Consider the following 16,043-nt stretch of genomic DNA (forward strand, 5'->3'; position numbering starts at 1 on the left):
ATGAAGATATTATGTGTAAGTGATACTCATGGTAGTACATTTAATTTAGAAAAAGCTATCAAGCGAGAAGAAGGGATTGATCTTTTGCTCCATGCCGGGGACCATATAGTAGATATAGAGAATATAGATGCTAATTTTAATATGGTTGCAGTAAAGGGGAATGGAGATAGAAGGTATGAAGGTAATTTAGAGGAAATAATTTCGATAGGAGAGAAGAAGATTCTTTTAACCCATGGACATAAGCATAGAGTAAAGTATGGGTTAACAAATCTTTCTTATAAGGCTATAGAAGCAGAAGTAAATATTGTCGTTTTTGGTCATACTCATCGTAGTCTTAAGTTAGAAGAAGATGGGATACTATTTTTAAATCCTGGTAGTTTGACTTACCCGAGGGATGGTAGTCTATCTTATATAATACTTATAATTGAAGGAGAAGAAGTACAGGTGAAAATAAAAGAACTTTAATTTCGATCATGGCCCTAACTCGTAGAAAAATGGAGTATTGTTAATGATAAGCTATTTAATGTGATTTAAAGTCCTTAAAACGTACTTTTTTCTCTTTGACGGTTAAGAGATTTTAAGTTATACTATTAATTGTCTTGTGACGAGCCAAACTCGTGACAAGTTAAGCGGGAATAGCTCAGTTGGCTAGAGCACCAGCCTTCCAAGCTGGGTGTCGCCGGTTCGAGTCCGGTTTCCCGCTCCATTTTATTGTGCGCCTGTAGCTCAGGTGGATAGAGCAATGGACTTCTAATCCATGAGTCGGGGGTTCGAATCCTCCCAGGCGTACCATTTTGTTATGGTGGGTGTAGCTCAGTTGGTTAGAGCGCAGGATTGTGGCTCCTGAGGCCGTGGGTTCGAATCCCATCACTCACCCCATATGCGCCCGTAGCTCAACTGGATAGAGCGGCAGACTTCGAATCTGTAGGTTAAAGGTTCAAATCCTTTCGGGCGTGCCACTAAATTTTGGGCCATTAGCTCAGCTGGCAGAGCACCTGACTTTTAATCAGGGTGTCGGAGGTTCAACTCCTCCATGGCTCACCATTTTTCAATTGAATCATTGTGCGGAAATAGCTCAGTGGTAGAGCGTCTCGTTGCCAACGAGAAGGTCGCGGGTTCAAATCCCGTTTTCCGCTCCATTTAGAATATCAAACCTCGGAACGGCATAAAATGTCGTGAACCGAGGTATTGTTTTTATTTGGTCAGTTAATAATAAGAAAATAGTGGAATATATAAAAATATGTGGAGTAGATATAATTTGAGGCAGGACATTTAATATATTGTATAGAATAAGTAATAGTGATTAGTTTTTTTATGTTTAATTTAATTAAGAAGGAGCACAAATTAATTTAAATTACATATAATTTTTAATAAGGGGGCAATATAAATGAAAGTAAGTCAAGAAAAGGTCGAAGAAAACAAAGTAGCTTTAGATGTAGAAGTAGATGCAGAAGAAGTTGATAATGCATTAGATCAAGCTTACCAAAAGATAGTAAAAGATGTAGATATTGATGGTTTTAGAAAAGGTAAAGTGCCAAGAGGAGTACTAGAAGCAAAGTATGGGAAAGAAGTATTACACAAGGATGCTCTAGATATTATTATTTCTAAAGCATATCGGGAAGCAGTAGAAGAGACAGAAATCGAACCAATAGCTCAACCAGAGATTATTGATGTATTTATTGAAGAAGGGAAGCCAGCTACTTTTACTGCTGAAGTAGAAGTTAAGCCAGAAGTAGAATTAGGTGAATATACTGGTTTAGATATAGAGCAGGAAGTTAAAGATATTACTGAAGATGATGTAATGGATGAATTAAATAGAAGAAGAGAGAGATTCGCTGAATTAAAAGTGTCTGAACGTGAAGAGGTAGCCGAGGGAGACTTTGCGATTATTGATTTCGATGGTTATCTTGATGGAGAGCCGTTCGAAGGTGGTTCTGGAGAAGAATATACACTAGAGATAGGTTCTGGCACATTTATTCCAGGATTTGAAGAGCAATTAATTGGAGTCAAAGTAGGAGAAGAAGTTGAAGTAGATGTTACCTTCCCAGAAAATTATCAATCTGAAGAGTTAGCTGGTGAAGGTGTTATCTTTAAAGTGAAGGTTAAAGAGATTAAAGAAAAGGTATTACCAGAATTAGATGATGAATTAGCACAAGAATTAGGAGATTTTGAAACATTAGATGAATTAAAAGAAGATATTAGAACAAACTTAAAAGAAGATGCCGAAGCAAAAATAGAGAATAAATTTATCAATGATTTAATAGAAACTGTTGCTGATAATGCAGAAGTTAATATACCAGAGGCCATGGTCGAAGATGAATTAGATACAATGATGAATGGAATGAGACAGCGACTACAGCAGCAAGGAATGGACTTTGAACAGTACTTAGAGATGACTGGAAGTGAAGAAGAGGCTTTCCGTGCTCAGCATAGACCAGATGCTGAAAAGAGAGTTAAATCAAATCTTACTTTAGAAGCTATTGCAGAAAAAGAAGGAATTGAAGTAACGGAAGAAGAAATTGAGAATAAAATAGAAGAAATAGCAGAGCAACAAGATCAAGAACCAGATATGATCAAAGCTCTATTACAGATGCAAGGACAGTATGATTCTATAGTTAATAGTATTCAAATGCAAAAGACTATTGATTTCTTGACTGATAATAACTAAAGAGTTTATCTGTTTATTTTAGTGGGGAGTAATTTTTTAAAGCACAGAGAAATAGAGGAGGATGAAAGATATGAGCAACTTAGTTCCGATGGTTGTAGAACAGACAAATCGTGGTGAAAGATCATATGACATTTATTCTCGTTTGTTAAAGGATAGGATTATCTTTATCGGTAGTCCAATAGATGATAATGTAGCTAATCTAGTAATTGCTCAATTGTTATTTTTAGAAGCAGAAGATCCTGATAAAGATATCTATCTTTACATTAATAGTCCAGGAGGCTCTGTTACAGCAGCCTTAGCTATGTATGATACTATTCAGTATATCAAGCCTGATGTATCTACTATCTGTATGGGATTAGGTGCTAGTGCAGGAGCGTTATTATTAGCTTCTGGTGCAGCAGGTAAGAGATATGCTTTACCTTACGCAAGAATTATGATTCATCAGCCAGCTGGTGGAGCAGAAGGGCGAGCAGCAGATATTGAGATTCAGGCACAGGAGATTTTAAAATTACGAAAGATTCTAAATGATATCTTAGCTGATCATACTGGTCAGCCGTTAGAAAAGATAGAAGAAGATGTAGATCGTGATTTCTTTATGTCAGCAGAAGAAGCTAAAGAGTACGGAATTATTGATGAAGTTATCTCCCGACAAGAAGATTTAGAAGGTTAAAAAAATAGAGAGGTGATAAAATGTTCAAATTTGGCGATGAGAAGGGGCAATTAAAGTGTTCATTCTGTGGAAAAGTACAAGACCAAGTACAGAAGCTTGTAGCCGGCCCAGGTGTATATATCTGTGACGAGTGTATTGAGCTTTGTACTGAAATAATAGAAGAAGAATTAAATGAAGATATGGATTTAGGCCTCAAAAATGTGCCAAAACCCAAGGAGATAAATGAAATTCTTGATCAATATGTTATTGGTCAAGAGGGCGCTAAAAAATCATTATCTGTAGCTGTCTATAATCATTATAAACGAGTTAACTCTGGAATGCAGGTCGATGATGTAGAACTACAAAAGAGTAATATATGTATGATTGGACCAACTGGATGCGGAAAGACTTTATTAGCCCAGACACTTGCTCGAATTCTAGATGTTCCATTTGCTATTGCTGATGCTACCTCTTTAACTGAAGCGGGATATGTAGGTGAAGATGTTGAAAATATCTTATTGAAGTTGATTCAAGCTGCTGACTATGACGTAGAGAAAGCAGAAAAAGGGATTATATATATAGATGAAATTGATAAGATTGCACGCAAATCGGAGAATCCATCAATTACTAGAGATGTTTCCGGTGAGGGTGTTCAGCAAGCATTACTCAAAATTTTAGAAGGAACTGTAGCGAGTGTTCCTCCTCAAGGAGGGAGAAAGCATCCACATCAGGAGTTTATTCAACTTGATACTTCTAATATTTTATTTATCTGTGGAGGAGCTTTTGATGGTTTAGATAAAGTCATTAAGTCTCGACTTAATAATAAAGTAATGGGTTTTGGAGCTGATATCAAGAGTAAAGAAGATGAGGAGCTTGGTGAAATTTTAAAGCATGTTAGGTCACAGGATATATTAAAATACGGTTTGATTCCTGAATTTGTTGGTAGAATTCCAGTTTTAGTTACACTAGAACAATTAGATAAGGACGCCTTAGTTCAGATTTTAACCGAACCAAGAAATGCTTTGGTTAAACAGTATAGTAAATTCTTCGAGTTAGACGATGTCGAATTAGAATTTACTCCAGAAGCGTTAGAAGCGATTGCTGATAAAGCCTTAGAACATGATACTGGAGCACGAGGGTTAAGGTCAATCATTGAATCAGCTATTTTGGATGTAATGTACGATATACCATCTCAAGATGATATTAGCAAGTGTGTGATAACCGAAGATGTAGTTATGGATGGTGCGAACCCTAAATTACTAAGAGTTAATAATGCTCAAGAAGAGACTGCTTAATTAAGCAGTCTTTTTTCTTTTAGGATAAAAAAGAAAATTCCGGATATAATAATTAATGTTGATTAGATCTATTACTTTAAGGAGGGAAGAGATAACTAAATTATGAGTATATTCGGGATTATTCAGTTCTTCTTTGCTGTGGTTATTGGACTTTACTTTTGGAATTTATTAAGAAAGCAAAGAAATAATAAGGTAGCAGTAATTAAAGAGTCTAAAAAAGAGATGGAAAAGTTAAGACGATTAAGGAAACGGTCTTTAACTAAGCCGCTTTCTGAAAAGACTAGACCGAGTAAATTTGATGAAATAGTAGGTCAAGAGGAAGGTTTAAAAGCATTAAAAGCAGCTCTGTGTGGTCCTAATCCGCAACATGTAATAGTTTATGGACCTCCAGGAATTGGGAAGACAGCTGCCGCTCGATTAGTATTAGAAGAAGCAAAGGATAACTCTCATTCACCTTTTGATGCCAAATCAAAATTTGTGGAATTAGATGCAACTACAGCTCGGTTTGATGAGCGGGGTATAGCCGACCCATTAATTGGCTCTGTCCACGACCCTATATATCAAGGTGCGGGAGCGATGGGTACAGCTGGAATTCCTCAACCTAAGCAGGGGGCAGTTACTAAAGCTCATGGTGGTCTATTATTTATTGATGAAATAGGGGAGTTGCATCCTATTCAGATGAATAAATTGTTGAAGGTATTAGAAGACCGAAAGGTATTCTTAGAAAGCTCTTATTATCATGAGGAGGATGAAAATATTCCTCAGTATATTCATGAAATCTTTCAAAAAGGTCTACCGGCTGACTTTAGAATGGTGGGGGCTACGACACGTAAGCCAGAAGAGATTCCACCAGCGATTCGTTCACGGTGTTTAGAAGTCTATTTTAACCCTTTAGTACCACAAGATATTGAAGAAATAGCTAAGAATGCGGCACAAAAAGCGGGTTTTACAATCGAAAGTAAGGCGGTAGAAGTAATTAAAAATTATTCTACTAATGGTAGAGATACAGTTAATATGATTCAGACTGCTGGTGGTTTAATCTTATCTGAAGAAAGAGATGAGAAAGAGATTAAAGCTGCTGATATTGAATGGGTAGTTAATAGTGGGAAGTATACACCACGAATTGATAAGAAGATAAATGATGAACCACAGGTTGGAGTAGTGAATGGTTTAGCAGTACAAGGTTCTAGTTTAGGGATTTTAATTGAATTAGAAGCTATGGCTATTAAAGTAGAAGATGGGACTGGACAGATAAAGGTAACAGGAGTAATTGAAGAAGAGGAAGTAGGTAATCAACAACGGAAAGTTAGAAGAAAGAGTATGGCCAAGGATTCAATCGAAAATGTAATTACTACTTTACGTAAATTTATTGATATTGAACCAAAGAATTATGACCTACATCTTAATTTTCCTGGTGGTATTCCATTAGATGGTCCATCGGCAGGGATTAGTATTGCTACAGCAATCTATTCAGCCTTAAGCGACCAGCCAGTAGATAATTCCTTAGCTATGACCGGTGAAATTTCAATTAGAGGATTAGTAAAACCTGTTGGAGGCGTTGTTGCTAAAATAGAAGCTGCCAAAAGAGCTGGTGCTAAAAGAGTAATGATTCCTAAAGATAATTGGCAGGAGATTTTTAAACAATTTTCAGATATAGAAATCATCAAGGTTGGGAATTTAGAGCAGGTATTGAAGGAAGCAATTATAAATAAAGAAGTAGAAAGTAATTCACAATTGGAGAAAAATATAAATTTATTGACTGCTTCCCCAATAAGTTAGGTTATAATGCAGGAATTTCGTTATATTACTAGAATAATAATTAAGTGTTGATGGAAGTATTAAAGTTATGTAAATATGTTAAGAGAGTTTTAAAGTAAATATTGTGGAGGTGTTAGGCAATGGTTGAAGAGATTAAAGAAGTTAATATTGGGGATGAACTTCCCTTACTAGTTTTGAGAGGATTAGTAGTCTTTCCTCATATGGTAATTCCATTATTAGTTGGGAGAGATAAATCAATAGAAGCCTTAGAAGAAGCTATGGTGGAAGATAGATTAATTCTATTAGCTGCTCAGAAAGATGAAACAGTTGAGGAGCCTGAAGTTGATGAAATTTATAATATGGGGACAATAGCTGAAGTTAAGCAATTGGTTAAGTTACCAGATGGAACGATTAAGATCTTAGTTGAAGGTTTAGCTAGGGCTAAAATTGATGAATTTTTACAAGAAGACCCTCATTTTAAAGTTAAAATAAAAGAGATAGAAGCAGAAGAAGAGAAGACAGACGAGATAGAGGCATTAATGCGAAGTTTAATTAATCTCTTTGAAGATTATGTGAAATTGAACAAAAAATTACCACCAGAGACCATGATGACAATAGTTAATGTAGAAGATCCAGGTCGATTAGTAGATATTATGGTTTCTCATATGTCTTTGAAGGTAAAACAGGAGCAACAAATTTTAGAAGCACTTTCTTATGAGGATAGATTAGAAGAATTATATAAAGTTTTAAGTAAAGAGATAGAGGTTTTGAAGACCGAGGAAAAGATTAGTTCTCGAGTTAGAAGTCAGGTAGAAAAGAGACAGAAAGAGTACTATTTAAAGGAACAATTGAAAGCGATTAAGAAAGAATTAGGCGAAGATAGTGATATTTCGAATGAAATAGAAGAATATAAAGAAAAGATTAAAGAAGCTGAACTACCAGAAGAGGTAGAAAAGAAGGCTTTAAAAGAAGCAGAGCGTCTAGCAAAGATGCCACCTATGGCTAGTGAAGGGGTAGTAGTTAGAAATTACTTAGATTGCATATTAGACCTGCCTTGGAATAATAAATCAGAGGACCGTTTGGTTTTGGATGAAGCAGATGAGGTCTTAGAAAGAGATCATTATGGTTTAGAAGATGTAAAGGATAGAATTTTAGAGTATTTAGCAGTTCGTAAGTTGACTTCAGAGATGAAGAGTCCAATTCTATGTTTAGTTGGGCCGCCTGGAGTAGGTAAGACTTCCTTAGGTAAATCAATCGCAGAGGCTATTGAGCGGGAGTTTGTAAGACTCTCTTTAGGTGGAGTAAGAGATGAAGCGGAAATTCGTGGACATCGTAGAACTTATGTCGGCTCAAGACCAGGCCGGATTATTAATGCTTTGCGCGATGCGGGAACTAAAAACCCACTCTTCCTATTAGATGAGGTAGATAAGATCAGTAGTGACTTTAGAGGAGATCCAGCTTCCGCTTTGTTAGAGGTGTTAGATCCAGAACAGAATGATGAATTTACTGACCACTATTTAGAAGTACCATTTGATTTATCTGATATAATCTTTATTACTACCGCCAATGTGAGCCATACTATTCCGCGGCCTTTATTGGATAGAATGGAGACTATTGAGGTTGCTGGTTATACAGAAGATGAAAAAGTAAAGATTGCCGAAAGACATCTATTACCTAAACAGATAGAGAATCATGGATTAACCGAAGAACAGATTAATATTTCTGAAAATGCAATTAAGAAAGTAATTCGCAACTATACTCGCGAAGCAGGAGTTAGAAATCTTGAAAGAAAACTAGCTAATATCTGTCGTAAAGTAGCTAAAGAAGTAGTCAAAGGTAAGGAAACTTTAAGTAGAGTCACAGTTCAAAATGTAGATAAATATTTAGGTATAGAGAAGTTTAACTACGGAGAAGCGAGTGAAAGACCACAAGTTGGTGTAGCTACTGGATTAGCTTGGACAAAGACCGGTGGTGATATACTAAAGATTGAGGTTTCAGTAGTTCCAGGTAAAGGAAAGTTATTCTTAACTGGTAAATTAGGAGATGTGATGAAAGAATCGGCTCAGGCTGCTTTAAGTTATGCACGTAGTAAAGTGGAAGAATTGGATTTAGAAGAAGACTTCCATGAAAAGTATGATATCCATGTTCATGTACCTAAAGGAGCTATTCCTAAGGATGGTCCATCGGCTGGAATTACAATTGCTACAGCAATTATTTCTGCTTTATCCGGTAAGAAAGTTAATGAAAAGATAGCCATGACTGGTGAAATTACTCTGCGCGGTAGAGTCTTACCAGTTGGCGGAATTAAGAGTAAGGTGTTAGCTGCTCATCGGGCAGGGATTGAAAAAGTAATTCTTTGTGATGAAAATGAGAAGAACCTCGAGGATATTCCTAAGGAGATTAGCAAAGACTTAGAATTTCAGATTGTAGAGCATATGGATGAAGTGATTGCTGCTGCTCTATTAGAGGAGGAGTAACTAGTATGAATTTAAGTAATACTGAATTTATTGCTAGTGCAGTTGAACCTAAAGATTATCCACGTTATGACTTGTCAGAGATTGCTCTAGCTGGCAAGTCTAATGTGGGTAAGTCTTCATTGATTAATAAGCTTTTGAATAGAAAGAAGCTAGCTTTTACTAGTTCAAAACCAGGTAAGACACAGACTTTAAACTTCTATCGAGTCGATAATAAGTTCTGTTTAGTTGATTTGCCTGGTTATGGTTTTGCTAGAGTACCAGATAGTGTAAAAGAAGAATGGTCAGAGATGATAGAAGGCTATCTCTTTCATAGACGTAATTTAAAAGGAGTTATCTTAATTGTAGATGCGAGGCATAAACCTACTGATGAAGATTTAATGATGTATGAATGGTTATTACAGATGCAGATACCTCACTTAGTAGTAGGAACGAAAGTAGACAAGCTATCTAATAGTGAACGGACTCCAAATCGAAAAAGAATATTTGAGAAGTTACAGTTAGAACCGGAAACGCCATTTACATATTTCTCTGCTGAAGATGGTGAAGGGAAGAAGGATGTTTTAAAGTTTATTAAAGAGTTAGTATGAGATTTAAATTAATATAAGACTTATTATTCTTTTTAATGATATTATTAATGACTTATTATAGTTAGTGCTGTTTTAAAAAATATAGCAAATATATTTTAAATATTATAAGTAATAGTTGAGGAAAGGTGAATTGTAGTGAAAGAGACGTATCCTTTAGATGAAGTTAAAGAAGTGATTCCTTATTTTCCAGTAGTATTGACTACGATTGGAGATAACATTGTTACATTAGGTTTTGTTCAGTTTTTCTCTTTTGAACCACCAATTATTGGAGTAGGAATTCATCCTGATAATTATTCAAACCAACTGATTAAAGAAGAAGAAGAGTTTGTAGTTAATATACCTACTGTAGATATGATAAAGGAAGTTAAGTTTTGTGGGAATAATTCTGGGCAAGACTTAAATAAATTTTCAGCAACAGGATTATCGGCTAAAGAAGCTGATATTATTGGTGGGAAATTAATAGAAGAATGTCCGGTGAATATAGAGTGTAAGGTAATTAAGGAAGATAGAATTGGTAGCTGTGATTGGTTCTTTGGCGAAGTAAAGAAGGCTCATGTTGCTAAAGACTATAGTTGTACAGATGCTTTGATTTATAGCCAAGATGAATATCAGAATTTAAGATTAAGGAAACTATAGAGTAAATCCCAAGTATATACTTGGGATTTTTAATTTAAAAAAGAGGAGTTTTGTAGCTTATATAAAATATTATAATGTAGGGTAAATTAAAGCAAATGGATAATATCAATTAATTATGTTTAAGTTTTCTATGACAAGATTATAGAGGGAAAGAGTATATAAAGAAAGAAGGTTGATTAAAGATGGCGTATAAAAGTTTACGTGACTTTGTGAATTTATTAGAGAGTAAAGGTTTATTGAAAAGAATTAAGACGGAAGTAAGTAGTGATTTAGAGATTACGGAGATTACAGACCGGGTTTCAAAAGAAGTAGGACCGGCTTTATTATTTGAGAATGTAAAGGGTGCTGAATTTCCAGTCTTAATTAATGCTTTTGGGTCATATGAGCGTATGGAAATGGCATTAGAAGTAGATGATTTAGATGATATTGGGGAACGAATTATGGAAGTGTTAGAGTTTCCTGATCCTAAAGATCAAGGCTTCTTTAGTAAGTTAAAGGTTTTACCAAAGTTAAAAGAGGTTTCGGATTATTTTCCGAAGACAATTAAGAGAGCCCCATGTCAAGAGGTAGTAAAGATGGAGCCGAATTTATCCGAACTACCGATTTTGAAATGTTGGCCTGAAGACGGAGGGAAGTTTATTACGCTGCCCTTAGTCTTTAGTGAGAATCCAGAAACAGGCATTCCTAATGCAGGTATGTATAGGTTACATGTCTATGATGATCAGACTACAGGTATGCATTGGCATATGCATAAGGATGGTGCTGATACCTATCGGGGCCATGAGTCAAAAGATGAAAGAATGGAAGTGGCTGTAGCTTTAGGTGGAGACCCAGCTACAATCTATTCTGCTACTGCTCCGTTGCCAAAGCAGATTGGTGAAATGTTATTTGCTGGCTTTTTACGTAAGGAACCGGTAGAGATGGTTAAAGGTAAGACGGTAGATATTAAGGTTCCGGCGAATGCTGAAATTGTTATTGAAGGATATGTTGATCCTTATGAACGAAGAATTGAAGGGCCATTTGGAGATCATACCGGTTATTATTCTTTAGCTGATGAGTACCCGGTCTTCCATGTAACCTGCATTACTCATCGTAAGGATGCCATCTATCCAACAACGATCGTTGGTAAGCCGCCAATGGAAGATTGCTATATGGCAAAGGCAACTGAGCGCATATTCTTACCATTACTAAAACTTCAATTGCCAGAAGTAGTAGATATGAACCTTCCGTTAGAAGGTGTCTTCCATAATTGTGCTATTCTTTCTATTGATAAGCAGTATCCTGGACATGCCCAGAAGGTAATGAATGCTGTTTGGGGAATGGGTCAGATGATGTTTACTAAGATGGTAGTGATTGTAGATAAAGATGTAGATGTTCAGAACTTATCAGAGGTTGCTTGGAAAGTCTTTAATAATATAGATGCTGAACGCGATTTAACAGTTGTCAAAGGGCCACTTGATATCTTAGATCATGCCTCACCACGACCAAACTATGGTTCAAAATTAGGAATTGACGCTACCCAAGCTTGGCCGGGTGAAGGTCATAAGCGTGAATGGCCAAATGAGATAGAGATGAGTCAAGAGATTAAAGATTTAGTAGATAAAAAGTGGGAGGAATATGGCCTTGAAGATTAAGTTAATTATGAAATTAGTTAAATTTGAGCATACTATTTTTGCTCTTCCCTTTGCTTACATGGGGGCGGTATTAGCTGCCCAAGGAATTCCAAGTTGGGGAAAGGTCTTATGGATCACTTTAGCTATGGTAGGGGCAAGGAGTGCTGCCATGGCTTGGAATCGCTTAGTAGATTGGGAGATAGATGCAGATAATCCTCGGACCAAGGATAGGGTTTTACCTAAAAATCTCTTATCGAGATTAGAGGTTGTTATCTTTATTATTGCTTCTTTAACATTATTGTTAATTTCGGCTTGGAATTTAAATCCGTTAGCTTTTAAATTGTCGCCTTTGGCTGTTTTCTTATTAATTTTTTATTCTTATACTAAACGTTTTACTTGGCTTTGCCACTTAGTATTAGGTTTTACATTAGGAATGGCACCAGTAGGTAGTTGGATTGGAGTAACCGGTCAAATTTCCTTAGCTCCTTTTTTAGTAGGGATAGCAGTAATGTTCTGGGTAGCAGGTTTTGATATTATTTATGCTATTCAAGATTATGAATTTGACCAGGAGCATGGACTTTATTCCATTCCAGCTAAATTTGGACCGCAGACTTCTTTAAGAGTTACAGTAATCTTTCATACTATTACTTTTTTACTATTAACATTCGTTGGTTTTTATTTAAACTTAAGTTGGTTTTATGCAATTGGGATCTTAATTGTTGGAATTTTACTTTATGTCGAGAATACCTTAGTTAAGTCTGATTTTGAAAAGGTTAAGTTTGCTTTTTTTAATATTAATAGTGTAGTAAGTATTACTATTTTTGTTTTTACATTAGCTGACTATCTTTTTAGTTGACAGTGAAGCCCAGAAAAGAGCTTTCGAATTAGAAGCAGAGTCTATCATAGGCTTGCAGCCAGCCTTGATTTTTAGGCTGGGTGAGATAGTTAAAACCATTAAAACATTAAGGTCATGAAAAAGTAATTAGACACAGACTAACACAGACTAATACAGACTAAAAAATAAGATTAAGGATAAATAAGCTTATGATAGCTATTGCTTCTGATTTGTTAGTCTTTTGTTGAATTTTACTAACACTTATTTTTAAAAATAAAGTCTTGTGTACAGTCTGTGTCAAATAAATTTTATAATTATTTTCATGATAATTTTCAATTTGCCCGATAATATTCGCGGTATTACAAAGGAGTGAAGATAGATTATGGAGGAATTATTTCGTAATACAGAATTAGATGATATTAAGGATAAGATTATGGCTGGTGAAAGATTAAGTAGAGAAGATGGTATTAGATTAATGAAGAGTAATGACCTATTAACTATTGGTTACTTAGCAGACTATGTACGAAAAGAGAAGTGTGGAGATGAAGTTTATTTTATAAATAATCGTCATATTAACCATACTAATGTTTGTGAAGTTCAGTGCAAATTCTGTGCTTTTGGGAAGGAACCGGAGGAAGAAGACGCATATACGATGAATCTTGACCAGATAAAAGAGGCGATTGATAATTCTCCAGAGGGAATTTCGGAATTACATATTGTTGGTGGCTGTCATCATGATCTGCCGTTAGATTATTTTGAAGAGATGTTAGAGATGGCAAAAGAGAAACGCCCTGATACTTATATTCAAGGGTTCACTGCGGTAGAGATAGATTATTTGGCTAAACAGGCTGGATTAACTGTTGAAGAAACTTTAAAAAGATTAAAAAAAGCTGGCTTAGATTCAATTCCTGGCGGTGGAGCTGAAGTATTTAGCCCACGGGTTAGGGAAGAGGTATGTGAAAATAAGATTAGTGGTGAGCAATGGTTGTCAGTTATGGAGACGGCTCATAATTTAGGAATCAGAACTAATGCTACTATGTTATATGGACATATCGAAACGGCTGCCGAAAGAATCGATCATTTACTTCAATTACGAGAGTTACAGGATAAGACTGGAGGTTTTCTAACGTTTATTCCATTAGCTTTTCATCCGGAGAATACTGAATTAGCAGATATTACACCTACTACTGGGTATGATGATCTGAAGGTATTAGCAATTGCTAGATTAATGTTAGATAACTTCAATTATATTAAGGCATTCTGGATTATGTTAGGACCTAAGTTAGCGCAAGTTTCTCTAAATTTTGGTGTTAATGACTTAGATGGTACTGTAATTGAAGAAAAGATTACTCATGCTGCTGGGGCTCAGACAAAGCAAGGACTGACTAAAGAAGAAATAATTAATATGATTAAGAAGGCTGGTCGAATTCCAGTAGAAAGAGACACAGTTTATAACCGAGTTGGGGAAGTGATTGAGTAATGAAAAAGTTACAACTAGGAATTGTAGAGTACATTAATTGTTGGCCGGTACACTATGGCTTAGATTACGAAAAGATAGATGTAGATGCCGATATTATTGCGGGTCCACCAGCAGAATTAAACAAGAAGTTTTTACGTGGTGAAATAGATATTACACCGATATCTGCAATTGAATATGCTCGTAATTTTGATGACTGCTATATTTTGCCTAACTTAGCTATTGCATCAGATGGTCCCGTAGGCAGTCTCTTTCTCTTTAGTGAGTTAGAGATTGAAGAGCTTAATGGCAAGCGAGTAGCTTTGCCTAAAGATTCGCGAACAACAGTAGCATTACTAAAGATACTTTTAAAACGTTATTATCAGGTGGATGTTGACTATATTACGTGTGAACAGGATTTAGACCATATGTTAGATGTAGCAGATGCAGCCTTGCTAATTGGAGACCCTGCTTTAGATGGTTATGTTGAACATGTTGATTCTAATTTGAATATAACTGATTTGGGTAAGGCCTGGAAAGAGTTCACTGGCTTGAAGATGGTCTATGCTATCTGGGTAATTAGAAAAGAATTAGCCGAAAAGAATCCTGGATTAGTTGATGAAATTAGTAAAAAGTTATTAAAATCTAAGAAGTTAGGATTGCAGCAATTTGAGCTATTAGCCAAAAGAGCTGCTAAAGAGATGGAGATACCTTACGACATAGCATTGAGGTACTTTAAAAGTCTACGATATGACTTTGATGAAGGATATCAAGAAGGGGTAATGAAGTATTTTACAGATGCTTATGAGTTAGGATTAGTCGAAGAGATGCCTAAGTTGAACATTTGGGGTGAAGATAATGAGTGAGCTTAAAGAGATACTATTAAAGGCTCAAAGTGGTAAAAGAATTACTCCTGACGAAGGAGTAAAGTTATTAGCTAGTAATCAGTTGTTGCCAATCGGTAAAGTAGCTAATCAGATTCGAGAGCGATTACATCCTGAACTAAAGGTGACCTTCGCTATTGATCGCAATATTAATTATACTAATGTTTGTGAAGCCCAATGTGATTTTTGTGCTTTCTATCGGGAAGAAGACGAGCAAGGGGCTTATATTTTAGATCGTGAAGAAATCTTCCGTAAGATTCAAGAGACGATAGATCTAGGTGGAACTCAAATCTTAATGCAAGGTGGTCTACATCCAAAACTAACCTTGGACTACTATCTAGAACTCTTTAAAGCAATTAAAGAACGGTTCGAGATTCATATCCATTCCTTATCACCACCGGAGATAATACATATTGCACGCCAGTCTGGTTTATCTATCAAGGAAACTTTAGTTGAGCTAAATCAAGCTGGTTTAGCTTCCTTGCCTGGTGGAGGGGCTGAAATTTTAGTTGACCGAGTGAGAGAAAAAGTAAGCCCTAATAAGATAAATAGTGACCAATGGCTAAAAGTAATGCGAGTAGCCCATGAGATTGGGATGAAGAGTACAGCAACTATGATGTTTGGGAGCGTAGAGACCTTAGAAGAGCGAATTGAACATTTGGTTAAGGTCAGAGAACTACAAGATGAAACTGGTGGTTTCACAGCCTTTATTCCGTGGTCTTTCCAGTCATCTAATACTGAATTAGCTGATAAATCAGAAGTAACTTCAGTAACCGGAACTGAATATTTACAGATGGTAGCAGTAGCTAGAATAATGCTAGATAATATACCAAGTATTCAGGCCTCTTGGGTAACCCAAGGAGCAAAGATCGCTCAAATATCATTAGAGTTTGGAGTTAATGATTTTGGTAGTACTATGATTGAAGAAAACGTAGTTAAAGCCGCTGGTGCTTCTTTTCGGGTTCCGTTAGAGAAAATAGTCTCGCTAATAAAGGATACAGGAAGAAAACCAGTGCAGCGTGATACCTTATATAATGAGTTAAAGGAATTTTAGTATATTTTAAAGTGAAACTCGTTCGTATTCATAATCAATTGATACCGCCTGCAAATTCCGCTACGACTTTCATAAAGTTGAGCATGGGCTGTTTCAAACTCCCTTCGGTCAAACATGAAACAGCCTTATTC

General features: G+C 35.9%; 13 protein-coding genes and 6 tRNA genes. All 19 read left to right on the forward strand.

Annotation, left to right across the window (positions count from 1 at the left end; genetic code table 11):
• The 19 genes from BM077_RS11440 to mqnC all read left to right on the forward strand — a co-directional run bounded on the left by BM077_RS11440 (nt 1) and on the right by mqnC (nt 15,912).
• The gene (locus BM077_RS11440) at nt 1–465 is read left to right on the forward strand and encodes a YfcE family phosphodiesterase (RefSeq protein ID WP_089750479.1); all 465 of its coding nucleotides are present in this window, start codon (nt 1–3) and stop codon (nt 463–465) included.
• A 164-nt stretch (nt 466–629) separates the two neighbouring features.
• Nucleotides 630–706 (forward strand) — tRNA-Gly (locus BM077_RS11445).
• 9 nt (nt 707–715) lie between these two features.
• Nucleotides 716–792: transfer RNA gene (locus tag BM077_RS11450), tRNA-Arg, on the forward strand.
• 10 nt (nt 793–802) lie between these two features.
• Nucleotides 803–879: transfer RNA gene (locus BM077_RS11455), tRNA-His, on the forward strand.
• 3 nt (nt 880–882) lie between these two features.
• Nucleotides 883–959, forward strand: a tRNA-Arg gene (locus BM077_RS11460).
• Nucleotides 960–968: 9 nt separating this feature from the next.
• Nucleotides 969–1,044, forward strand: a tRNA-Lys gene (locus BM077_RS11465).
• Between the two features lie 20 nt (nt 1,045–1,064).
• Nucleotides 1,065–1,139 (forward strand) — tRNA-Gly (locus BM077_RS11470).
• Between the two features lie 248 nt (nt 1,140–1,387).
• Nucleotides 1,388–2,668 (forward strand): trigger factor, encoded by a 1,281-nt coding sequence (tig, locus tag BM077_RS11475; protein WP_089750481.1) that lies wholly within the window; start codon nt 1,388–1,390, stop codon nt 2,666–2,668.
• A 70-nt stretch (nt 2,669–2,738) separates the two neighbouring features.
• Nucleotides 2,739–3,338 (forward strand): ATP-dependent Clp endopeptidase proteolytic subunit ClpP, encoded by a 600-nt coding sequence (clpP, locus tag BM077_RS11480; protein ID WP_089750483.1) that lies wholly within the window; start codon nt 2,739–2,741, stop codon nt 3,336–3,338.
• A gap of 20 nt (nt 3,339–3,358) precedes the next feature.
• Nucleotides 3,359–4,612 (forward strand): ATP-dependent protease ATP-binding subunit ClpX, encoded by a 1,254-nt coding sequence (clpX, locus tag BM077_RS11485; RefSeq protein ID WP_090003542.1) that lies wholly within the window; start codon nt 3,359–3,361, stop codon nt 4,610–4,612.
• Nucleotides 4,613–4,714: 102 nt separating this feature from the next.
• A complete protein-coding gene (lonB, locus tag BM077_RS11490; RefSeq protein WP_089750484.1) occupies nt 4,715–6,391 on the forward strand; it encodes an ATP-dependent protease LonB in 1,677 nt (558 codons plus the stop codon).
• A 119-nt stretch (nt 6,392–6,510) separates the two neighbouring features.
• Nucleotides 6,511–8,847, forward strand: a complete 2,337-nt coding sequence (lon, locus tag BM077_RS11495) for an endopeptidase La (protein ID WP_089750486.1) — start codon at nt 6,511–6,513, stop codon at nt 8,845–8,847.
• A gap of 5 nt (nt 8,848–8,852) precedes the next feature.
• Nucleotides 8,853–9,434 (forward strand): ribosome biogenesis GTP-binding protein YihA/YsxC, encoded by a 582-nt coding sequence (gene yihA / locus BM077_RS11500; RefSeq protein WP_089750488.1) that lies wholly within the window; start codon nt 8,853–8,855, stop codon nt 9,432–9,434.
• A gap of 135 nt (nt 9,435–9,569) precedes the next feature.
• Nucleotides 9,570–10,070 carry a flavin reductase family protein gene (locus BM077_RS11505; protein ID WP_177175537.1) on the forward strand — a complete coding sequence of 167 codons (501 nt, stop codon included), beginning with the start codon at nt 9,570–9,572 and terminating at the stop codon, nt 10,068–10,070.
• Nucleotides 10,071–10,252: 182 nt separating this feature from the next.
• Nucleotides 10,253–11,704, forward strand: coding sequence for a menaquinone biosynthesis decarboxylase (locus BM077_RS11510; RefSeq protein WP_089750492.1), 1,452 nt, complete (start codon nt 10,253–10,255; stop codon nt 11,702–11,704).
• Nucleotides 11,688–12,539: a UbiA-like polyprenyltransferase gene (locus BM077_RS11515; protein ID WP_176941717.1), complete on the forward strand. Its 852-nt coding sequence runs from the start codon at nt 11,688–11,690 to the stop codon at nt 12,537–12,539. The genes BM077_RS11510 and BM077_RS11515 overlap by 17 nt, the downstream gene beginning before the upstream one ends.
• Before the next feature lie 361 nt (nt 12,540–12,900).
• Nucleotides 12,901–13,998, forward strand: a complete 1,098-nt coding sequence (gene mqnE, locus BM077_RS11520; RefSeq protein ID WP_089750496.1) for an aminofutalosine synthase MqnE — start codon at nt 12,901–12,903, stop codon at nt 13,996–13,998.
• Nucleotides 13,998–14,840, forward strand: a complete 843-nt coding sequence (locus BM077_RS11525; RefSeq protein ID WP_089750498.1) for a menaquinone biosynthetic enzyme MqnA/MqnD family protein — start codon at nt 13,998–14,000, stop codon at nt 14,838–14,840. Before mqnE ends, BM077_RS11525 begins: the two co-directional genes overlap by 1 nt.
• Nucleotides 14,833–15,912 carry a cyclic dehypoxanthinyl futalosine synthase gene (mqnC, locus tag BM077_RS11530; protein ID WP_176941718.1) on the forward strand — a complete coding sequence of 360 codons (1,080 nt, stop codon included), beginning with the start codon at nt 14,833–14,835 and terminating at the stop codon, nt 15,910–15,912. Before BM077_RS11525 ends, mqnC begins: the two co-directional genes overlap by 8 nt.
• The last annotated feature ends 131 nt before the right edge of the window (nt 15,913–16,043 follow it).

The sequence above is a fragment of the Candidatus Frackibacter sp. WG13 genome, assembly GCF_900114655.1.
Classification (GTDB): domain Bacteria; phylum Bacillota; class Halanaerobiia; order Halobacteroidales; family Acetohalobiaceae; genus Frackibacter.